The organism is Haloarcula halobia, assembly GCF_029338255.1.
GTDB classification, from domain to species: domain Archaea; phylum Halobacteriota; class Halobacteria; order Halobacteriales; family Haloarculaceae; genus Haloarcula; species Haloarcula halobia.
In genome coordinates this window covers 63,239-85,337 of sequence record NZ_CP119788.1, presented here as the reverse complement: position 1 = coordinate 85,337, position 22,099 = coordinate 63,239, and the positions used below count along the sequence as shown (strand labels likewise).

Genomic DNA, 22,099 nt, shown 5'->3' with positions numbered 1-22,099 from the left:
TTTTGCTTGCCCGCCGACGGCCCAATTGCTGGGATTTTTCGCAGGTGTGAGTCTCATACGGATTGATGAGTCAGCTCAAATATGCTGAGACTTTCCCGCAAGACATCGTGGGGGTAGATAGAGTGGAATGGACCTGAGCAAGTATGAACTTCCGAGGGCTGGACTCCGAATACCATCTCGGTCAACTCACTCCACGCGTATGCGCACATCACTTGGTCACTCACACCCAACAATACATGCTCAGAGTATCCCGAGTCAATTTTCGACAACAAATCTAACCCAGATACAAGTTTCGTCGCAGTACCCTCTAAATCAGCCTGAAACTCAGGTTCATGGAAAGTCCCCTCCCACCGTCTCCTGTCGGAAAACGAGATGTTGAACGTCAGCGATCGGTCAGAGATGGTTATTGTTCCGCCAGTCCCGTCCGCTCTCGATGTAACTGTAAGCTCACACACGTCCGTCTCAAAGGACTTGAAATAATCCGCGAGGGCTCTGGCATCGACCATTATTTTCTTCCCTACATCTCCATCCGTGGTGTCCCCGGTTTCATTCGCGTCAACTACCGGTGTGGAGCCAAATACGCAGCATCTATCATTGTCACTTCGCGTGGCTAAAATCACTTCATCTCGTTTCGCAACAAAATGGACTACGTCTCGGATAGTAGCCGTAGCTTCACTGAGCTGGGCGAGATGTGCAACGGAAACTTGTCCTGTCCATCGTGAATCTGTACTCGGCATTACGTGGTTTACACTCCATCGTTGTACTTCGGGTAGTCGCCAGCACAGACCTCTATCACACCCGTCAAGATCTCCGACTTATTCGGAGTCAACCCTAATTGATACTTTGGGGTATAGAGTATCTTTGTCAGCATGTATATATTGTACAAATACGTAGCCATACACATCGAAAAGAACTGGTGATCTCGATCCTCAACTCCTATCTCCGGTCTGAGTTCCTTCACTTCTTGTATCGTTGTCTCAATTGCCTGTCTCCGATTATGGAGCGCCAAAATCTCATCTGTATCCATACCGTCTTCCTCGATATTCGTGAAAAACAATTGCACTTGCGAGTCCTCGCCGTATCGGTGTACTGCTACCAAATTGACGTCTTTATCTCCGACACTTACCCCACCCCAGATCGTTGAATCCCCTGGATTTGGCAGCTCTTCTTCTGAGGGAAAATCTTCGCGTTCAGGGTTATACCCTGTCCCGATTAGCCAGTTTTCGGAAACAATATCCTCGCATGCCTCTATAACTCGTTCCGAATCGTATTCGCCATCGAGGCAGAGATTCTTCACACCAATGATTTTGTCTATAATCTCTAATCTGTCTTTGAATTTATCATGCGTTTGGTCTTTCGAATCGAACAGATCGATGTTCCAGACCAAACGGAACTGATTCTCAACACCCGCAGAGATCGGAAAATACCACACTTGTGTATTGCCGGAACCGATCGTTAAATCAGAGTCCGCGAGGGCACTCTTCACAAGGGTTGGATCTTGGGCGACAGTAACGCCGTCGTCGAAAATGTCAAGCTCTCCGACTAGTTTTAGCATGTCAAACAGTGCCTTATCGAATTGACCCCCGATCGATTGTAAGTCATTCTGAAATCGGTCTTCTTGTTCGGGATATTTCCCGACGTTTTGATAATAATTAGTCGGGCCGTCTAAATCGACATTACTCGGATAGCTTTTCCATGCTTCACTGAGCCCCTCGTCGCCGTCAACAGCCCGAGCGAAAAGAGCGATATATCTCTCGAAATCCTGGGATGCATTCGATGCTCGGTTGAATGCGAAATGGGATCCCGTCCTATCGAGCAGATATCGTATGGTAGTGTGCAATCCAGTGCGCTCAGTCTCACGCGTCACCTGTGCGAGCGCCTCGTCGTAAGAGAGTTTGATATCGTAGTTATCGATCGTCCGTTCTGGGAGTACAACTCCGAATCGAACTGCACCCCAGACAAGACGCTTGGCGACGTCCTCAAGGAGATCCCGGTACGTCTCGGTTGGGGATCCAGGGAGTTGCTGATTTCCAAGCTCGATGGCCTTCTGATTTATCGTATTCGCAGTCGGAAAACTCTCATCGGTGTCAAAGCCGATCCGTTCGGCGACCGTTGGATTGTTATATAAATATTCGCGCAAATCTTCGAACGTAATACCGTGTGCATTCCGCAACACCAACGCGTTTACGTACTTCCGATCGAGGTCGAACTCTTTGTACGTCACATATTCTGCGTCCAGTCCAGGGTGCTCTACTTTGTCAAACACGTAGTCAACAAACTCGTCGACGAGTTCTGCCGATTCCGTCGATTTCGTTTTTTCACCTAATGACTTCTCAGTCAGATTCTTCTCTCGAAACGAGAGTGCAATAGCGCGTTCATGTTCCAGCTCTGCCACATCGTCGACAGGGTGCTCAAATAGCGGGACTTCCTCAGAGTCATCACTCATACACTACTGGCTGTCAGTTGGAGTCACTTCGGTATTTGTCATGAGCTGACTTCTCCCCGCTATCTTGGTTCCGGTACAGTTTATCAAATGACGTCTCATCGGTATTATGGTTCGCGTCGCTGGGAGCTAAGCTATCAGCATGATCTCCTGATGAATTGACTGGGCCACGGACCGATTCATCATCATCATCGACGTCGTCATCGAACTGATGGACCATAACCGTGTATTCTCATCCATATGTAAATAAATTATGCTAATTTGGTAACCAATGTGGGATTTTTCTTACTGTATAATGGTACAAAAAATGAATACCTGTTCGTGCTTTTTACCTGACGTCGGTGGTTTTCCGACAAGTAGCACTCGATGGGTCTGCAGTCGACGGCCAGCAGCGTCTGAGACGGCTTGAAGCGATCAACGTTGTCGCAGTAATCGATGCGCACGGCGTACGTCGCTCAGTGACGCTGTGCCCACGAGAGGCGGCCGTGAGGGAGTGTGGCTGCTCCACCCTTGGATTCTGAGCGTAAATCCGTGTCACAGACAGCTCCGTCCCATTGCCGTCCCCACTTCTCCGGCAGCTGGCAATCGGACCCCAGATACTCGATTCGCATACGCGCCGACCGTCTGCACCGCTTCTGTCAGCCACTGCCCCCCACTGTCAGCAGATGGGGGAAGGCAGGCCGTTACTTACCGAGGTGGAGTCGGTGCTCTGACTCGCGGTCGGCAGCGTCCGCCGTGACCTCCGTCTGCTCGCCGTCTGCCTGCCTATACAGCTTCGTCAGCGGCAGCTGGAAGGCATGCGCACGGCGTTCCTTGCGCCAGGTCGTCCGGTAGCCGACATCGTAGACGTCGGCTACCGTCGGCCGGTTGTACCCGGCAGCGATCGCCAGCCGGATCAGCTCGTCTTCGGCACGCTTCAGTAGCGTCCGCGTGTTCTCCGGGACGCGGCCGCGTGCCGAGACATCGATATCGTCGGGCAGCCCCCACTCGCCAGTGTCGACATCCTTGTCGACGATCTGGGTCTCGCGTTCGTCGACGAGACTATCTAGGCCCATAAGCACCGACAACCGCTCGCGGATAGTCATCTCGGACTGCTCGATACTGACAGCCTCTGCTATCTCGCTGGTCGAGGCGGGGCCATCCTGTTCGAGATAGCCCAGGATCTCGAAATCCTGCGGGAGCAGTTCTGGCCGGTCGGCAGGCAGGAGCTCGGTCTCGACATCGTCGGCCGTGGGCTTCCGGTGGAACCAGCCGTGGCAGTGCCGGCACAGCGTCACCAGATTCTTCAGGTCGTGTTCCTCCATGTGGTCGGGATTGCGCTCTTTGTGGTGGATCTCGAGGCGGGCATAGCCGCCACGCGTCGGCCCCACTACGCCACAGAATTGGCAGCTGTAGTCATCCCGGGAGAGCGCCTGGTCGCGGGTCTCCTGATCGACTGGTTCGTCGGAGCCGCGGTGGTCCGTCATGGGTTCTCACCACCCTGCTCGTTGGTGGGTGGTGCGTACGATACGTCGATTTCGATGGGTGCGTTCGGTCGCATATTGTCGTGTTTGGCAGTATCTTGGTTCGGCCACGATCCGATCGGTGTCTGGGACTGGGGGATCGCTTCAAGAGTCACAGTAGCCGTGGCACTGATCGAGTTAGCCATCGCGTGCAGGTGTCAGTGATTTCAAATTGAAGTCGGACTTACTGCAGTAGGGCTGGGCGATCTCGCCAAGCTGGGCGGTCCGGATGACGTCGGCAACGAGTTCCAGCGGATCGCTCATCGGTGGCCTCCCGGGCTAGCATGTGGCTTGGAAGTCGGCTCCGCCGCCTGGGTTCGCTGTCGGTCGGGGACGCGGTCGTCCTCGGCCGGCCGAAGCCGAAACTCACCGAAGCCCAGTTGCGAGTGGGTCCCGACGCGCAAGAGGCCGTTTTTGGCCGTCTGGATGGGGTCCGATCCGGCGTACCCGACGACCTGTCCGTGGTCGACCGTCTCCAGCGGATAGATGTCGTCACCGCGGGCGAGCGTACTCGACCGCGTCCGAAGGTCGCCCTCACCGTCCCACCACCAGGGGATCGACTGGTCGTCGGCGTCAGGATACTCGCTCGCTGTGACGTACGGCGTCAGCAGTTCCAGCTGGTAGGCATCGGCGGTTTCGAGCCGGTCGTACGCCAGGTCCGAGAGGTCGACACAGCGCGTCTCGACACACTCCATCAGCCCGAAGCCATAGTTTCGCGCGCCACCGAGACGCAGGCCATCGAACATGCACGCGGGGAACGGGAACGTCGTCTGGCCAGTGGGTTCGTCAAGATGGACGTAGCAGTGGACGTACCACGACACCGTGCGCTTCGTGATGCGTTTCTCGGGTGGCCGGCCGAAGCTTCGCGTGGGGGCGTAGCCAGCGGTCGTGCTGAACTCCTGAAGTGGGTGTGTATTGTGCGCGTCACGCGGGCGTGTGTCCGAGAGCCAGCGCTGGGCCATATCCCGGAAGACGAACAGGTCGTCGTAGCGCTCGACCGGGCGCAGGCCCGTCCCGAAGAAGGAGACGCCACCCGACTGGGAATGGGCATCTGGAAAGCCGCCGTGTTCGCCCGGCACGAACATGCCGGCACTCACCTGCAGGTGGCGTTTGGTTTCTTCCGAGAGGCGTCGGGCGAGCGCGCTATAGAGGGCGTTGCCCGAGATGTAGTAGGGGGTGCCCAGGTAGCTCGTCTCCAGTTTCAGGAGGACTTCCTGAATGCGTGTCACTGTGTGACACCCCCTTGTTTCCACTCACCATTGCGGCGGGCTGGCCTCCAACTCACTGAATTTCGGCGCTGGCTATCGAGCGTGCGAGGGTGGGTACGGAGCGCAGCCATAATCAGAGCCCCCCTGCCTTTCGCTGGGCGTGTAGTTCGAAGTCTTCGATGAACTGTAGCGCCGTCGACCACGACCGGATGCGCCGAAGTTGCGCATCAAGGTTGCGCGAGCGGCGACTGGTATCTGCCAGGAACGGGTGGTCGGGCAGCCGGCTCCAGACGTCCGCCCACGACCGGGCCGGGGCTGGGCCCAATGAAGCGGCCGGTGAATTGCCGGGGCTGGCCGTCAGACGAAGCGACGCGTAGTCAGTGTGGAGAATCGTCCGGTGTGAGACCGGATCGTCGTGGGCATCGTCGACGACCAGACAGAGGTCCTCAAAGCTAGCGCCCGCACGGTAGTTCGAGAGGAGTGCGGCCGCGAGGAGCGTGTGGTACTTGATCGACGTATAAGGGTAGTACACCGACTCGGTGAACTGGGCGGGCAGCGACGCGGTGAGCCAGGCGTCGTGCATCTCGGTCGGGTCCTCGATCTGAACCAACTCTCGGACTGCGCGTTCGATGTCGCCGTCCGTCTGATCAGGGTTGACCGCTGTGTCGCCGGTCAGCAGCGAGAGGCGGAACGGTGACTCGTGGTTCGCCACCGTCTGTTCGGGCTCGCCCCGCGGGCGGCTCAGCAACGCTGCGTCACGGTCGGCCCCCAGTGGCACCTGTTCGTTGACGCGGACGCCCGCGACACGGTCACGAGCGGCCGTGTGCGAGCGCATCATGAGTTTGTGGACGTCGTGCCGGTAGACCGCGAGCATCGGCTCCGCGTCGGTGTCGGTGTCGCAATCCGTGGCCGGCTCCGCGTGGGGCGTGGTGGGCTCGCTCATTCCATCTCACCTCCTGTGGGAACGGCGGTGGGTTCGGCGGCGGGATCGCGGGCCGCCAGCCGTGCGTGGAGCGCCCCGACGAACTGGTCACGGTACGCTTCGGTCCACTGCTCGTCTTTCTCGGTCATCGCCTTGGTCGAGTCCTTGGCCCGGTCGAAGACGCGGCGGATCTCCCGGTCGGTGTACAGCGGGTTGATGACCCACGCATCGGCGATGCCGGCGCCGAAGTTACGCGCGCCGCCGAGTTGGAACGCGAACTCGTCGCTGTGGGCGTCGAGGAAGCTGATTGCTTCGAGGATGAGGCCGACGAACTCGGGTTTGAGCTCGCGAAGGGTGAGTTTCCACGTCCCTTCGACGTTGCCCAGCACGTCGCGGTCGGCCTGGCGGAGTGGCTGGCCACCGTCGGTGTCGTTCCGGGACCGGACCTGGGTCGACACCTGGCGGTAGTGGGCTTCGGCTTCGCCCTCGAGGACGTCCACCTGTCTGCGGATCGGGGAAAACGAAATCGGGCGCCGGAGGAGTTTGCCCGGTTGCGAGCCGAAGCCACCGAACAGGTCGTAGACGACACAGCCCATCTCGTGGGCGTCCGTGCATGTTCCCTTCTCGTGGTAGCCGTCGTCCAGGTCACGCTCGTAGACGGCCGCGCGACGGTAGTCCGCGTTCGGTTCGCCCGGGTGGCAGGCCGTCGTGCCCGCGTGTTGGAGGACCGCTTCAGAGCCGTGGCGGGCCCAGCCACTCAGAGCGAACGACGAGATCTGCCCCCCGATCTGGTTCATCGAATCGTCGGGTTCGTAGCGTTCGGCGGAGGCGTGATGCCGGTCCGTGACGATGCCGTCGCCGGTCGCAAGCAGGTCGATCTCGAAGCCGATGTAGATGTCGGGGAGTTGGAGGTCCGTGATTGGCTTCGGGAGATCAATGTCGACGTCGAGGTGGGCCGTCTTCAGTTCTGGGGTGTTCTGGCTCATCGGGGCCGATCACTCCAGTAGCGGCCCGGGGCTATCAGCTCGGGTCTCGTCGTCGTGGTTCGCCGGCGTGCTTCGCCTGCGGCGATGGTTCTCGGTTGGTTCGCAGTATTGTCGGGGTCCGTCTTGGTGTGGTCTGTTGTATTCTGAGTTTTCGTTCGCTGATCGGGCGAGGGCTTGTAGAGTGTCTTCGTCGCGGGTGGGCTCATAACTCGCACGTCTGGCGCGAGTAGCACTGGCCACGACGACTGTGTCGCGCCGTCAGAGTACCAGCCCAATCGCCCGTCGGCGAGTAGCTCGCGAACACCCAACGTGTATTCCTCGGGCGGCTTGTGCTGGGCCTCACCGCAGGTCACGTGGCCGATTTTGTACTTCGTGATCCCTGCTGGTCGGAACACGTACGCGAGGACCGCGTCGCCGTCGTGCAGCGAGTCATCGAACACTTGGCACGTCGCGCCCCCTTCCCCGAATGGGATTTTTTGCAATTTATATGTATCTTCAATTAACTCTCTGGCGGAAACTTCTTGAATCGATGGTGTAGAGTCTGTCATGGGTTCTTCCACGTCCTGTGGGAAACCCAGCCCGGGTGTCTCTAGCACCCAGGCGCTTTAGCTGTACACTACGCCCCAAGGGGCTGGGCTCCATATCCATTATGAGGACTCATAATAGTAAAAGCCTTTCGGAGAACTCATAATGGGATGCCGGAATACCGTTAGGACTAATCAGAACGGAACTGAAATTCTGAGTAATGCCCCACCGTGACGAAGAGACTGGCCGGTACACCGGTGAGTACTCTACCGAGGACTTCCTCGATGCTATCGCTAACCAAGGTGGGATGGCTGGCACGGGAGAGATTGCAACTCAGGTTGGTTGTGCCCACGACACTGCGTATAAGCGGCTACAAAAACTGGAAGAAGAAGGAATGCTTTCGTCCCGAAAAGTCGGGAACACTCTCTTGTGGACCAGATCATAACAATCTGGATATCGACAAAGACAGGAATGAGTAAAGCCAGCAGCAGATTGACCGTGACCCATTTCCTGTGTCGAGCCATTGGAGACGGATCCATCAGTACGCTCGGTGGAGTTCTTGACTGTCCGCATTTGAACGACTAACGTACTCCAATCCAGTACCCAAAATACTCGGATCTAGTGCCTGGGCACCCAGGAGGCCTCTCCAATCGTTGTAGAACGGTCTCAGCATCTTGATTACCGTCTCGGCGGTTCGAGATTCTTCATTCGAAAATCAGAGCGAGCGACGAAGCGACCGGCCAGCAGGGCAAGTTCACGAGTTCGCTGAATATCGGCGAGATTGTGCGCGAGGAGAGGTCCCCAGTCGCCGTTATCGAACGCATCGACGGCCATCGCACTATCGTCGAATGGGTCGCATGTTTCGTTACCGATGAGGGAGTTGTAGACCCCGACCAGGTCGGAGTTATCGCCAGTATCGAATCGGTCGACGATCTGCATCATGTCAGCGTATGCGATATCTCCGAAAGGCCAGTCCAGGTCGTGCCGGTGGTATCTCGTACGACAGAACGGGAGATCGAATCCACCACGCCAGGTCTCGCCGTTGAATGCCGTAACGTAGTGTCTGTCTCCATTCAGTCTCTCGTCGACGAAGGAAGCGACGTCCTCGAGAAGCTCTTTTTCGGAGTTCGCGAGCGACAACTGTACGGCACCGTCCGAGTGGACATCTAAATCCCGAACGAGGTTTTTCTGGTCGGCATTGCGACCGTTGGTGTTGACTACTAGCCACTCCCCAAGGTCGTGTGCGAAGCCGGTGACGGTGATGACGGCATCCTCGGTAAGCCCCGATGTCTCGATATCGAATGCAACTGGGTCGAGTTGGCCCATACTGAATCAGTATGTGGGTTGGAGTGTTAAACTCCAGCCAACCGGAGTGAAAGTGTCTTAGGCTTCGTTTTTCATGAAGTGTGGCCTTCCTAAATTACATAAAATGCACCAAATTGGTGAATATTGGTGTCGCAAGTCTGGCGAATATCAGTGTGACGACTGTCTGAGTGTGATTTTAAGTTCCCTGGAAGGTTGTGCAAATATGGTGAACTCCGGTGAATCGATTTACCATCTCTCTCGACGAAGAACTCGGTGAATGGGTGGAATTACAATCTGAGGAACGGGGCGTCTCAAAATCGAAGGTAATCCGCGACGCAGTCGAGGCCGCAAAAAGCGGTGACACAACGATGCTGCAGAGAAGTGAACTTGTGGATCGAATTGATGACCTCGAGAATCGTGTCGACGCTCTCGAGAGAGAACGTAATGAGGCCGCCACCGAGGGCACGGGCAAGATCCCGGCGGTCGAAACGGAGGGCTCCAATGATGGCGACAGTGATCATAATGAGGATGTTATCGAGGCGTTCCGAGAATGGCTATCTGACCGTCCACCGGAGACGGAACACGGTAAAGAGGCTATGGTTGAGACACTTCGGGTTCTCCGTAATGCCGATGGAGAGCTGTCAACCAGTGAAGTCCAAGATGCAGTCTATAAATCCCATAACGAGCACTATAGCGACGCTCATTCGATGTGGCAGAGTCTCAGCCGCAATGTCGATGAAGCGACACCCGGAATCGAGAAAGCAGGGTACGGGAAGTGGAGATACTCCGGGGATAAAGAAACGCTACAGGCCATCCAGTCCAATTGATTTTCGGCGGAAGCGTATCTTGTCGCTATAGATTGCCGAAATCCTCTGTTGGAATCTCGACGATTTTCCGGCCAAAAACGCTCGAAATGTGAAAGAGCGTCCGGATGGTGACGCCGATCTGCATGGCGAGTTCACATCGTCTCGTTTCGAGGTGCCCCCAGCGATATACAGCTGAAGTGAGTTGGTACCGGTGGTCGTGTCACTTGTATCTTACCTAACCACAGGCTCCAAAAGAGAACTCTTGTTTGGTAAGATTCTAGGAATTCACTCCACCAGTTCCAGAGCAATTGATCTCGAGATTCTCTTCGTCATAGAAGGACTTCTTCTTCAGCGCAAATCGATCAGTAACACTACCTCCTAGACGATGTCCCGTCGAATGCGACGATCACGGTCAAGGCGATCTACGACAACCGCTACTGGCAGGGTGGAAAAAGACACAGCCGGATAAAGGCGGTAGTCAATCCGGACGAGTGCCCACACCCCGTGTGCTATTTGATTTTCGTGTACTTTGAAAAGCAGTGGTTACACACCCCCGACAGCTAACAGCGGAAGTGGTGGGGTACTAGCGAGCTGTGTCAAGGAGCTCCGAAAGACCAGTTTTGACCGACTCAACAGACTGCTCGAGGTCGTGTTCCTTGTACTTGCCACCGCTCTTGCCGCGATTGTATTCCGTCGACGACGTGATCCCCAGTTGGTTGAGTTCGCCAAGATAGTCGCGGACAGAGCGTTCGGACACGGGACTCATTCCCTCTTCAGTCGCGATTTCCTGATACGCCGAAAGAATATCTTTCGTCCGAGCCGGCGTCTCGTTCTGTTCAGCGAGGGCAGTGAGCGCATACAACACGAGTTGACCGTGATCAGAATAGTTGCGAATCCCTTCGACGACCTGGTCAGTCTGGAGTCGTTGCCGTGCTTCACGAACGTGTTCTTCTGCGACGAGTTCATCATCGTACTCTCGGGCGAGGTCCCCGGCCTCAAGCAACAGATCGAGTGCCTGTCGTGCGTCCCCTGAGTCCTTTGCGCCGTATGCCGCACACATCTCGATGACACCATCATCGATGACGTCCTCCTGGAAGGCTACTTCCTCGCGCTGTCTGAGGACGAGCTGTAGTTCCTTGGCGTCGTACGCGGAAAATGAGACCTCTTTTTCACACAGGCTCGAGCGGACTTTCGAAGATAACTGATTCCGAAAATCCAGATCATTCGAGATTCCAATTACTCCGAGTTTTGCCTCTGAGATATCTCCGTTCGATCTGGCACGTGGCAATTTGTATAGCAACGAATCGTCTTCGATATGATCGACTTCGTCCAGCACAATGAGGACGGTACCGCCCATTTCGTCGAGTGCCTCGAAAAGGAACTGATAGACAGATGCCTGCGGATAACCGGTATTCGAGATTTGGTCTGTGGGGTCGCGAAGTTCGTTGACAAGGGCAACGGCAGCCTGATAACTGGAATTGAGACCATCACAGTTGATCTCGACAGTGTGGAGATCAAGACCATCGACGTTAGCTGCGTCTCGTTCAAGAGCTTCCAGCAGATACCGCGTGGCGGCGGTTTTACCGACACCGCTTTTGCCGTACAAGAAGATATTGGAGGGGGTTTCGTTGTTGATCACGGGCTGGAGAGCAGAGTGATATCGCTGAAGTTCTTCGTCCCGCCCGACGAGTTGCTCGGGCGTCCACTCCTCGAGAAGTGCCTCCCGCTGCTCGAAGATTGTGGAGGTCGGCGAGAAAGTGATGTCGTTCATTCAGATTATGGTGTTACCCGAGGGGACTTAACCTTTAGTTCCGCTGCTTCCGCTGTTATCCATTGTTTATATACTCTCGACCCCACCACTTCCGCTGTTAGCAGATTTTGGATTATACTGGAAAGGTAGGGGACACCCACCCCACTACTTCCGCTGTTAGTGCTGTACCACCGGCTGTAATTGATGCTACTACAGTCTGGTATATTTCTAGCACTAGCAATTAAGTTCAAGTACCTGTACGAAAAACAGCATCCGTATACTGTTTTTCACTGAACAACAAGGCACCCCCTCACATGGGGGTGGTGCTGTCTGTTCTGTCCCTAACAGCGGAAGCAGTGGGGTGGGGGTGTTGACACCCATTCCTTTCAGATCCGATCGACAAGTTCGACGTACTGGGTCGTTACAGTACTTTCTTTTCGTGGGCGCCGTTGAGTTGATTTAGCTTTTGCATTTCACATCGCACACGGGGTGTAGGGGGTTCGTTTAAACAGCCGGCGTAAGAGAATGTCTCAAGCCTTGATTTCAGGGTTGAATCCGGCAGGCTGTGGTACAAACCATTAAGTTAACACATCACACATCAAAAGACTGCGATGGAGTACAGTCACCGTTACCATGCTTATCCGACACAAGGGGTAGCGGAGAGACTGGAATACCATATCGACATTCATCGTCAAGCGTACAACTACACCCTGTACGAATACGAACACGTGGACGCCGACAATATCGGCACCGCGTACAAACACCACTACCGACTTCCTGGTTGGAAAGACGAGTTTCTCGTCTTCTCAAAAGTCAACTCAAAAGCTCTGCAACGAACAGTCACGCGGTTCTACCAGAACCTCAACAGACTTTCCGAGCAGAAACAAAACGGGAACAAGGTCGGGAAACTCAAATGGAAGTCTCCAACGGAGTTCCAGAGTATGACGTACTCGCAGTCCGGCTTCGAACTCAAAAACACGAGTGGCCGACGTGCGACGCTCTGGCTTTCCAAAATCGGAGAGATTAAAATCCGATACCATCGAGAGATTCCCACCAATGTTGAGATCAAAGAAGTCACTGTCAAAAAAGAAATGACTGGTGACTGGTTCGTCTCTTTTGGACTAGAAATGGACGATGCGGACCTGCCTGAGGAACCAGACGTGAACTCTCTCAATGCGAGCAACAGCGTCGGGATCGACCTCGGAATCCGCAACTATATCCACACCTCGGACGGTACGACTGTGGACTGGCTTGACCTCGAAGAAGAGTACGAACGACTCCGGCGTGAACAACGCAAGCTGTCTCGCAAGGAGAAAGGATCGAACAACTACGAGACGCAACGTCGAAAAGTGGTTACAATCAAGCGGCACATCAGGCGGAAAGTGCTGGACTACCAGCACAAGATCACCACATGGGTCGTCCGAGAATACGACGCCGTGTTCGTCGAAGACCTCAACGTCACGGGAATGCTTCAGGATGCGGGGAACGCTCGGAACAAGCAGGATGCCGCGTGGCGACAGTTCATCACCTTGCTCGAATACAAGGGCGACCTGTACGGTACGCATGTGGTGCAGGTCGAAGCCAGTGGTACGACGAAAGAGTGTGCCTCTTGTGGTGTAGAGACAAAGAAACCGTTGTGGGTGCGAGAACATTCTTGTCCGTCATGTGGGTTCAAGACGGACAGGGACGCGAACGCAGCGATGAACGTCTTACAACGTGGCTTTGCTGAGCTAGGGCTGGGATGGTCCGAAGAAAAGCCTGTGGAGACCGCGCTCCCTACGGACACTGATGACTTTCGAGAGGTGTCTGCAAAGCGCGTCATCGAAGCAGGAAGCCTCGAAGCTTGACTCCGGGGCGATTCACACATCGATGACGGGGGAGGGATTTGTGATCGTGGGGTTGATAATAATCACTCGCCGCTCATCATCATCATCAGGGAGTCGGTTAACTTTGGTTCACGAACCTCTGAGACTTGTTGTTGGATGTCTGTGCATCCCCAACTAAGCAGAGAGGAGATTCTCTACCACTGTACGAGTGGCTTTTTACTACCAGGGATCGCACGTCTTGATCTCCTTATGGGCCAACACGGCCCGTTCTCACGAACGTACTCGTCGTCGACGACAGCGTACTGAATGTCCTGTCCGAGATAGACAGCGAAGTCCTGATAGAGAATTTGCTTCGCCTCCGCTATGTTCTGTGTGTTCTAACTGTAGCCTTCGACCGATTTGGAGGCCAATCCCGTTCGACGAGTTTCTTGGCCAACACCGTTCAATGGCGATTTGGAAACATTCGAGTACTGCGTCCGGCGAGCGAGACCAGGTCACATTGAACCGTTCGAGACAGTCCTATGGACGTCTTCAATGAACGACGGAGTCGAGCGACTCTGCCGGTTCAGATGTGGCGATACTTGGGACTCGATAATAATGAAACAGATGTGGAGGTCGGTTCTCGAGTTAGTACTCCGGAATTCTAACGGCACAATTGATTGCGACAGAATCAAAAATCGAAAATCAATAGATGCAAGCGATAAATTCGATTTGAAATAGTGGTCTCTGGAGGTACTATCTTATTGTCAATATCTTATTGTCGACCTTATGTCTAAGTACTAGCCCTAACTATTCCTATACAGTGTCAAAATTTGTCATATGATATTTTCCATACTAATGGAACTCGACTTTATACACATCCTGAATCCACAAGACAAAAATCCAATGCTCTTCGATACCTGCTGTGATGGATTCCACTATAGTAGACGGATTTGACGATGTTGCACGTATATCTGGCTCACCGATACCTCTGACCGAGTAGCTATGCGCATTCTACTTCTTGCCGAGGAGTTCTATCCAAGTGTCAGTGGCGGCGCTCGAACGAGGTGGGAGTTCTGTACCGGTGCCGTTACCGCTGGTCACGATGTTACGGCGTTCACACCGCAACGAGATGACCTCCCTGATTCGGAGATAATTAAAGGTGTTCGCATCGAACGACCGGCGTCATTACGTCTCCCGGGGACTGATGGGCTTTCTTCGACATCAACCATGTCAAGACTGTTATTATCGCCGCTGTTTTTCTTTGCCACCCTCTGGACCCTGCATCGTTCGGATATTGACCCCGACGTGATCGTCTCGACATCGAATTCGATGCACTGGATGGCGTGGGTTTTACAGCGCCTCCTCGGAGTCAAAGCAACGAACTTCATCGGATATTCGCCGATCGTTCATCCCGACCGCCACTCGCATGTACGCCTCTTGCTAGCCAAAGCCAATATTCGTCTGTTCCACGCCGAACTAATTCTCTGCCGATCTCACTCCGTCAAGTCCTACGTGCAATCTGCCACTGACTGTAATGTCCGCATCGTCCACGGTATCGTTGACGGAGAACTGATACGGGACACAGCTGCAAGTTCACAAACCAAACACAGAGAGGAGCTCTCGGTACCGAGCGACGGGTGTGTCCTCGCTTTTGTCGGCCGCCTCGTTCCGATTAAACGACCACTGGCAACGCTGGAGATACTAACTGAACTTGACGACGATTTCCACCTCGTGATAGTCGGCGATGGTCCCCTTCGCGATGCGATCCAACGCGCTGTCGTGGAACGGGGCTTGGAAAACCGAGTTACACTTACTGGCGAGGTGCCACCCGCCAAAGCGCTCCAGTATATCGCGTGCGCTGACGGACTGGTAGTCACCTCCGAAGCCGAGTCATACTGTTCTGTCGCCCTCGAAGCGCTAGCATTAGGACGCCCGGTCTTTACGACACCAGTGGGTGTCCTCAATCAGATTACCCATCCTAACCTTCATTCTGATACGCTAAACAATTTAGCCAAAACAATCCGCAAGACGAGCATGAACTGCAGTCTACACGTCGATACCGATATTGTTTCTCGATACAGTATGACACGGTTTACCGATGATTTCCTTGCTGAACTTTCGAGGTATGTCTGACTTTCAACTTGTTTAGATTCTATTCTCGCTCGTACGTTTGGATAAATAAATACGCTACCTATAACTTTGGAATCTAGCCTCATCAATCTCAATATGTAATGACATGTTTCGATTAAATCGCGATTCGACACGGCAGAAAAACCGAAGCATATTACACTTGCTCAATGAAACAATTCGCCAGTGTCTACAGAGATGGGATGTTCGTGAGTTCTATTATATATAACTCGATTCTGTTCAAACGATGCCTCGATTAGCCCGCCAACTAGCCGATGATGTCCGACTGACGTACTTCGTTCTTCTGTTGCTGGTGATCATCTCGATGGCGACATCGCAGGTCAATTTTCTCGTGGTCGCTGGCCATGATATTTTTCTTCTCCATCGGCTCTTTATTATAATACTTTTGGCATTCTTTGCCAAAGTCTTGATTAGACACCACCGGATTACGCTCAACTGGCTTGACTTGGCAGTCTTGTCATTTCTTGGGATTATGATAGGTAGATTAATTCTTGACATCTTCCAACCTTATCCACTGACTCAGTCGGTAACAATCGCAATCCAGATCGTCTTAGGTGTAGGGCTTTACTTCGCTATTGGGTCGTTCAACGCCACACGGAAGGAGTTACTTGTCGTCTTTCGAGTGTGGCTGTTCACCGTTATATTCGTATCTCTTTACGGATTTTACCAGGTATTCGCGCTAAACCTAGGGCTCCCTTTCGGGGCGCTTCAACTCGGTGGCTTCAAGACCAAAATAGCCGTTCTGTGGGGATATCCGCGCCCCACTTCATTCTTCCACGAACCCACGCACTATTCGGCATTCGTCTTACCTGCCTACGTCTTCTTTACTGTCGTGTATTACAGGGGCCATGGGACGGTCTTAATGTTCAAGCGGGACCGAATGAACTCTCTATTCATAGGATTCATTTGGCTGAACTACCTGCTCATCGTCTCGCTGGGTGGTTACTTAGTTATCGGCGCCCTTGTGGGTCTCGGGACATTGATTGACCGTCAGTTTCGGAAGATCGCTGTGAAGCTCGGAATCGGTGTTGCTGTCGGAGTCGCCCTGATATTCGTGTTCGCCGAGGGATTCGCTATCCTCTACACGCCAGCATATCGTATAATCAAATTCGCTCGCGCCGTTTTCGGACTTCTATTCTTCGGTGGTACTGTGAGCGGTTCGATAGGTGTTCGGTTGATGAGACTGTACTGGTCTGTTCTCATATGGATAGAACACCCACTGTTCGGGCTAGGTCTTAACAATTCGATCTTCCTCGACCTCGTTCCGCCTGACTGGTGTAGTCGGTGTAGCGGAAAACCGCCTGCCACGCACAGCGTGTTCGGTTTCGTTGTCACGTCAACTGGATCTATTGGACTTGTGAGCTATATGCTGATGTACACAGCTGCGGGCAAGTACCTCTATCAGGCGTGGCAAAATTTCACAAACTCATTTGACCGGACACTCGCCCTCGGCCTTGCACTGACGCTCTTAACAAATGTGCTCATTAACTTTTTCACATTACCTATCGTACACGCATTGAATTGGGTATTCCTCGGACTGGGTTCTCTTGTTATTTCTCTCTCATACCGCGACTGAGAGACATCAGCTTATGCGATGAAGGGATATTCGTCTCCCGACAGGGGATTTGGTGTCAGTTGATATGAATATCCGACTACCGTCGACGTTGACACGGCTGGGCTTTCGACCGTTGATATTCAAATCTATCGCCATTAACGATTGTTATAGTTTTACCTCTGTGCTTGGGCTAGTTTTAACCCCACAACACTAATCAGGTATCTTGTGATAGCAGACAAGCTAAGAAGTCTTCGAGGATTAATTTCCACTTCTCGGTTCCCAAGAACTACTGATGCAATCATTAATATTATCTTAATATGCCTCTCTTTGCCCCTTGCAGTACTTTGGTCAGTAGTCACTGACGTGGGTCTGTCGAATAAATTCACTGACCTCTATAGAGAATTGATGCCTCGAGATATGCTCATAAGCTATCGCGGATGTTTATTCTTGGCAAGAAAAGGACAAATAGAGATCTGGTTACTTAACCCAGAGAGTGATGCTTTTGATATATTTGCTCCCGATGAGGGTGACATTGTTGTAGATATGGGTGCACACGTAGGAAAATATGCTCTCCCGAGCGCACAGAAGGTGGGTGAACAGGGTCACGTGTTTGCTTTTGAGGCTGTGCCAGATCATTACAATGCGTTAAAAAAGAATGCTGAACTGAATAACTTCTCCAATATTACCACGCTCAATGCGGCCACATACAATAAAAATCAGGAAATGTGGTTAGTCGGATGGGATCTAAAACCGAAACCAGACTGGGACCATCCTAAAGCCGCTCATATAAATCCAGACGGTAGTATACCTGTGGAAGCGGTAACTGTGGATAAGGTTCTTGAACAACATGGATTTCAATCCGTTGACTACGTGAAAGTAGACATCGGTCGCCAGGAATTGGAGGCTCTCCAAGGAATGGTAAAGACTTTAGAGGCCTCGGAGAGCGTGACGATACTAGTTGAGATTGGGAAAAATAATTTCGAACAAGTGAACGCATTACTCACTGACTTAGGGTTCACTGGTACCTCTCTTGATGATTCTTGGGGAGCGAATGGGCTACGAGACTATGTATATCGGAAGACACCTAGTTAATATCAGGAGCATCTCTGCTCGTTTTTCTCAATAATAGTTCTTAGCAATAAATCTCTAGCACCACTCGTTAATTTGTCAGGGAACCGCGTGAAAGCAGTGGCTTAGTGTGGATTTGAGGGGATCGAAAACGATACTCATATACAGCAATCAAACTCTAATCCAACAATCAAACCTAGCGGAGTATGCCGATCACCTGAGCCTATTCACACCAGTGGGTATAGAGACGCGACACTCAAATGATATAATATGTCTTTAGCTGTAGATAGTCTATTTAAACACACTGACAAGCGGTTCTAGAGTGTTAAATTTTAGAGTCACGCCGGGTTTAAATACCCACACCGCATCAGTAGCGGTAAGGTCCCAGAGTTTCGGCTAGTACGTTATTCTTAGTATTATGAGGTCAATTATGACTATTGATGTCGAAGGGCATCCGAATGCCCGAATCTATCAGTGTGTAGACCAGACTCAAGAGTTCCTTCGCCATCTGGACATTGCAGTGACCTTGTTTGTGACCCCAGATGTCGTTCGAAGCCGACCTAGAGTCGTTGAATATTGGTGTCGGTCTCAACATGAAGTCGGACTCCATATACATCCCACACGGCTGGACAATGGCCGAGATGAATCTGCTGACAAAACTGCGGACTGGTTGACCACGTACGGACGTGCAGAGATTGATGCGCTAGTGAACGAAGCGCTTACCACATTTGAGGATACGCTGGGAATTCGACCCAAAGTCTTCCGTGCCGGACGGTGGGAGTATACTGACCGCCTCCTTGCGGTCCTTGGTGAACACGGTTTTACGCACGATGCGTCGCTCAAACCACAGCAACCAATGAACCCATACCGGGAACACGGCGTGATCGAGGCGCCACTGACCGTCTACTGGAACCGGCTTCTGTCGGCCATCCCGACGCCGTGGAACTTCGATGCCGTACCTCTCCACGCTGATGCGTTTCTCGCCCGGAGAGTAGCAATTCTTCCCTTTTACTTCGCAACCTGGCGTTCGCTCGTGTCGGATAGCCAGTACGCAATGATAAGCTGCCATGATTACGATCTCCAATCAGCCACCCTTCGTTCTCGGATTGCTTCGTACGTTAATAGACTTGCGAGTCGCACACGACCGACAACCGTTGGCGACACCTCGGTGCCACTCGCGTGACGAAATGGATTTGTAGATACTCTCCTTAACTCAATTTATGGAATTGGTAGTTCAGATTGACGACGATATCTACAATCGGCTGGCCCGCCGGGCCGACGAACATGAGTTTGAATCAACCGAAGAGTATAGCAAGGAAATACTCCGGACCGTACTCAATGAATTGGAAACTGACACAGCAGACGGGTCGGTCACTGACCGGCTCTCAGACCTCGGCTATCTCGACTAGTTAGCATCTGTCAGTCAGATCTGCTCCGCACAGTAGTCGACGAGGATACTAATTTCTCAATTATAAGTCGAGACGCCGGGCTATCTGCCGAACTCGCTTCAGTTCCTGTGCTTGAAGTGTTTCGGCTTGCCGGTTGATTGCCTTTGACACAGCTTTCGATTGGGGATCAAATATGTCTGTCACGACTTGGCCGTCCATAGAGCTTGGAACCGGACAGCCGTGCAGATGCAACAGCGTCGGTGCGAGATCGAGGATAGAGAGGCCGTCGACGGTTCCCGTCCCCATATCAGGACCGGACGCAGCGAAGAGCCCGTACCGCCTGTTTTCAGCCTTCCATCCCTCCTCGGTTGGTATGGTGAACACTTCTTCCTTTCCGATCCCACCTGGGATGTGGACACCAGCAGCTTGGTCAATAACTATGTCTGGCGATTCATCGATGTATTCGCCGTTGTAGGCGTCGCGACCGTCGACGATTTCGGTCGCAATCTGTCGCAGCTCCGGGTCCGTGAGTTCACCCAGTTTCGTTTTCAGTTCTTCTCTAACGATTTCACGCTCGGGGTCGTCAGGATCCATGGTCAGATAAATCGGTCCCTGACCACTCGCTACTGCCGTTGACTGTTCCCAATCTATCTTGTTCGTCTTCTGCTCGCGTTTGAAGATACCCTCTTCGTCCGGGATTCGATTGAGGAGCGACTGCGGTGCCATACGCTTGGCCGCTTGTTTGACTCCAAGACGGTTGAACACACGCGCGAGCCTATCCTTCTGTATCCCGAATTTATACAGAAACCCCGGTGAGTCGCGCGTCAGTTCGAGGTAGCCGTTCTCAGCAAGCCACGTGTTGATATAAAAAACTGTACCGATTGGATTCGAACCATGATCGCTCATCAGGATGATGTTCGTCTCGTCGTCGACGAAGTCCGCGAGGTGATTGTCGATCAACTGCCAAGCCTCGAGCGTGTAGTCGTCGTCCCATAGGTAGTGATGTAGCGAGTTGAGATAGAACGTCGCGATTTGGAGAAAGTCCACGTTGTACTGCCGGTCGAGATACTTGGCGGCCTTGAATCTGAGGTCGATGAGGTCGAGAATCTCTTCCGCGGCGGCATTTGTGTCGTCCTTGATGCGGTTTTGTTTAAGTACGCGGTATCCTAATTCGGACTCAAGTTCGGACTCGAGTTCGGGTGGATGCGTGTATCCAGTTTCTTCGGCATCTGGGGCCCCGGAGACAAAAAATGATCCCACGCGTTTGGGTGGGTATGTCGTCGGAACACCGATTACGCCGACATCTGATTCGTTGGCGAGTATCTCCCAGTACTCCGTGTTAGTCTGCTTTCGTTCGGATGGATAGTACACCCGACGATTCGCGACGTCGATGTTCTCCCACCAGTAAATACCAATCTTTCCGGGGTTCTTACCTGTCGCGTACGCCTTCCAATTCGGCGATGTAACCGGTGGTAAAACCGATTCGAGTTGGCCACGAACACCCGAATCCATCACACGCGCGATTGTCGGCAGTTTCCCTTCTTCAAGCCACGAGTCGAGGAGATCGAATCCAGCACCGTCTAATCCCACAACAACGGTGCGCTCTGCATTCATGATTCACACTCTGTGGACCGAAGGTTAAAATCGCTCGAAAAACTCGGCATATCTCGGCTTGAGTTCTTCGGGAGTGAAGCGGGCCGGATTGTCGACAGTAAGTTCCTCTAGCTGACAGAGAGTGTCGATCAGCTCTTCGGGCGTCGAGATGAGATTCGACGTGATCGAAGGCAATTCGCCAGCGCGTCGAGCCACTACCGGTGTACCACAAAGTAACGCTTCCACGAGGACACGGCCGAAACTCTCGGTGAGCGATGGATGGATGAGAACGTCAGCTGCCCGATAATATGACGGCATCTCCGCTGGTGGGACTGGCCCGACGACTGTAACGTGATCACAATTCGCGACGGAAGTATCGAGATCTCGTCCGCCACCGACGAAAACGAACTGCAGGTCGGAACGTCGACCGAGGATTTCGGGAATCACCTGTTCTATGGTGTCGATTCCTTTCAATCGACTCCGTCGGCCAACGAAGAGCACGACCTTCCGATTGGGTGGGTGGTCTAGGTTCGCGACCGGTCCAGTGGGGCTGAACCGCTCGGGATCGACTGGTGGTGGCAGTATCGTGATAGCCTTCGACGGGACGCCCTGATTTTCTAACCGACGCTTTCCGACGGGACCAAGTGCGACATAATGGCTTGCTAGTCGGAGTGGGACGTACCCAACAATGTTGTTCAGTGCGTACCATTTCGCCTGCCGTCCCAGCGTGGTGGCCAGTCTGTGGACGTGGAATCGGTCGCCGCTGTAGCGATATATGAACGGGACGCCATGCCAACGGGCGAGCACACCGGTGATGTTCCCCTGTATCGGCGGTCGAGAGACGTTCATCATGCAGGCCGGCCGGTGCGTTGTCAGATACGTCTCGAGAGCTCTCACGCGTCCTTGGAGTGAGGCAGGCTGACCTGTCCCATAGACGTCGTAGAGTGACGCGAGGTCCGTTGTTAACTCTTCGCTAGTCGTAACGAGATCGAGATCAACCGTTGATTCAAGCGCTTGACCGATTCCTTGTAACGTTTGGCGAACGTTGAATGCGGTTGCGGAGCCGACGAACAGACAGATGCGTTTAGACAT

At 53.3% G+C, this 22,099-nt stretch carries 19 protein-coding genes; 8 read left to right on the top strand and 11 right to left on the bottom strand.

Annotated features, from left to right (window positions below; genetic code table 11):
- Positions 1 to 745 precede the first annotated feature (745 nt).
- From P1K88_RS18065 to P1K88_RS18035, 7 genes are all read right to left on the bottom strand, one after another.
- Positions 746 to 2,446 carry a hypothetical protein gene (locus P1K88_RS18065; RefSeq protein ID WP_276414189.1) on the bottom strand — a complete coding sequence of 567 codons (1,701 nt, stop codon included), beginning with the start codon at positions 2,444 to 2,446 and terminating at the stop codon, positions 746 to 748.
- Positions 2,447 to 3,126: 680 nt separating this feature from the next.
- Positions 3,127 to 3,909, bottom strand: coding sequence for an HNH endonuclease (locus P1K88_RS18060; RefSeq protein ID WP_276414188.1), 783 nt, complete (start codon positions 3,907 to 3,909; stop codon positions 3,127 to 3,129).
- Positions 3,910 to 4,083: 174 nt separating this feature from the next.
- Positions 4,084 to 4,209, bottom strand: a complete 126-nt coding sequence (locus P1K88_RS18055; RefSeq protein WP_276414260.1) for a hypothetical protein — start codon at positions 4,207 to 4,209, stop codon at positions 4,084 to 4,086.
- Positions 4,206 to 5,174, bottom strand: coding sequence for a hypothetical protein (locus tag P1K88_RS18050; protein WP_276414187.1), 969 nt, complete (start codon positions 5,172 to 5,174; stop codon positions 4,206 to 4,208). The genes P1K88_RS18055 and P1K88_RS18050 overlap by 4 nt, the downstream gene beginning before the upstream one ends.
- A gap of 112 nt (positions 5,175 to 5,286) precedes the next feature.
- Entirely contained in the window at positions 5,287 to 6,096 is an 810-nt protein-coding gene (locus P1K88_RS18045; RefSeq protein ID WP_276414186.1) for a DUF8168 family protein, read from the bottom strand.
- Positions 6,093 to 7,061 (bottom strand): hypothetical protein, encoded by a 969-nt coding sequence (locus P1K88_RS18040; protein WP_276414185.1) that lies wholly within the window; start codon positions 7,059 to 7,061, stop codon positions 6,093 to 6,095. Before P1K88_RS18040 ends, P1K88_RS18045 begins: the two co-directional genes overlap by 4 nt.
- Complete coding sequence (locus P1K88_RS18035; protein WP_473092255.1) at positions 7,058 to 7,609, bottom strand: DUF8112 family protein; 552 nt, start codon at positions 7,607 to 7,609, stop codon at positions 7,058 to 7,060. Before P1K88_RS18035 ends, P1K88_RS18040 begins: the two co-directional genes overlap by 4 nt.
- Before the next feature lie 197 nt (positions 7,610 to 7,806).
- Between P1K88_RS18035 and P1K88_RS18545 the strand changes: the two genes are divergently transcribed.
- A complete protein-coding gene (locus P1K88_RS18545; protein ID WP_276414183.1) occupies positions 7,807 to 8,031 on the top strand; it encodes a helix-turn-helix domain-containing protein in 225 nt (74 codons plus the stop codon).
- A gap of 233 nt (positions 8,032 to 8,264) precedes the next feature.
- Here P1K88_RS18545 and P1K88_RS18025 read toward each other — a convergent pair whose 3' ends face one another.
- Positions 8,265 to 8,912: a 3'-5' exonuclease family protein gene (locus P1K88_RS18025; protein WP_276414182.1), complete on the bottom strand. Its 648-nt coding sequence runs from the start codon at positions 8,910 to 8,912 to the stop codon at positions 8,265 to 8,267.
- 215 nt (positions 8,913 to 9,127) lie between these two features.
- Here P1K88_RS18025 and P1K88_RS18020 point away from each other — a divergent pair, with 215 nt between their 5' ends.
- A complete protein-coding gene (locus P1K88_RS18020; protein WP_276414181.1) occupies positions 9,128 to 9,718 on the top strand; it encodes a ribbon-helix-helix domain-containing protein in 591 nt (196 codons plus the stop codon).
- Positions 9,719 to 10,280: 562 nt separating this feature from the next.
- Here P1K88_RS18020 and P1K88_RS18010 read toward each other — a convergent pair.
- Positions 10,281 to 11,468: an orc1/cdc6 family replication initiation protein gene (locus P1K88_RS18010; RefSeq protein WP_276414180.1), complete on the bottom strand. Its 1,188-nt coding sequence runs from the start codon at positions 11,466 to 11,468 to the stop codon at positions 10,281 to 10,283.
- Between the two features lie 590 nt (positions 11,469 to 12,058).
- On the opposite strand from P1K88_RS18010, the gene P1K88_RS18005 reads away from it, so the two are divergent.
- The 6 genes from P1K88_RS18005 (at position 12,059) to P1K88_RS17985 (ending at position 19,435) form a co-directional block, all read left to right on the top strand.
- Positions 12,059 to 13,294: an RNA-guided endonuclease InsQ/TnpB family protein gene (locus P1K88_RS18005; RefSeq protein WP_276414179.1), complete on the top strand. Its 1,236-nt coding sequence runs from the start codon at positions 12,059 to 12,061 to the stop codon at positions 13,292 to 13,294.
- A gap of 963 nt (positions 13,295 to 14,257) precedes the next feature.
- On the top strand, positions 14,258 to 15,388 hold the full coding sequence (locus tag P1K88_RS18000; RefSeq protein WP_276414178.1) for a glycosyltransferase family 4 protein: 1,131 nt from the start codon (positions 14,258 to 14,260) through the stop codon (positions 15,386 to 15,388).
- 319 nt (positions 15,389 to 15,707) lie between these two features.
- The gene (locus tag P1K88_RS17995; RefSeq protein ID WP_276414177.1) at positions 15,708 to 16,979 is read left to right on the top strand and encodes a hypothetical protein; all 1,272 of its coding nucleotides are present in this window, start codon (positions 15,708 to 15,710) and stop codon (positions 16,977 to 16,979) included.
- Between the two features lie 204 nt (positions 16,980 to 17,183).
- Entirely contained in the window at positions 17,184 to 18,050 is an 867-nt protein-coding gene (locus tag P1K88_RS17990) for an FkbM family methyltransferase (protein WP_276414176.1), read from the top strand.
- Positions 18,051 to 18,444: 394 nt separating this feature from the next.
- The gene (locus P1K88_RS18540) at positions 18,445 to 19,209 is read left to right on the top strand and encodes a polysaccharide deacetylase family protein (protein WP_379786821.1); all 765 of its coding nucleotides are present in this window, start codon (positions 18,445 to 18,447) and stop codon (positions 19,207 to 19,209) included.
- Between the two features lie 37 nt (positions 19,210 to 19,246).
- The gene (locus tag P1K88_RS17985) at positions 19,247 to 19,435 is read left to right on the top strand and encodes a hypothetical protein (RefSeq protein ID WP_276414175.1); all 189 of its coding nucleotides are present in this window, start codon (positions 19,247 to 19,249) and stop codon (positions 19,433 to 19,435) included.
- A 60-nt stretch (positions 19,436 to 19,495) separates the two neighbouring features.
- On the opposite strand, the gene P1K88_RS17980 is transcribed toward P1K88_RS17985, so the two are convergent.
- Together P1K88_RS17980 and P1K88_RS17975 are read right to left on the bottom strand one after the other, a co-directional pair.
- Positions 19,496 to 21,028: an alkaline phosphatase family protein gene (locus P1K88_RS17980; protein WP_276414257.1), complete on the bottom strand. Its 1,533-nt coding sequence runs from the start codon at positions 21,026 to 21,028 to the stop codon at positions 19,496 to 19,498.
- A 24-nt stretch (positions 21,029 to 21,052) separates the two neighbouring features.
- The gene (locus P1K88_RS17975) at positions 21,053 to 22,099 is read right to left on the bottom strand and encodes a glycosyltransferase family 4 protein (protein ID WP_276414256.1); all 1,047 of its coding nucleotides are present in this window, start codon (positions 22,097 to 22,099) and stop codon (positions 21,053 to 21,055) included.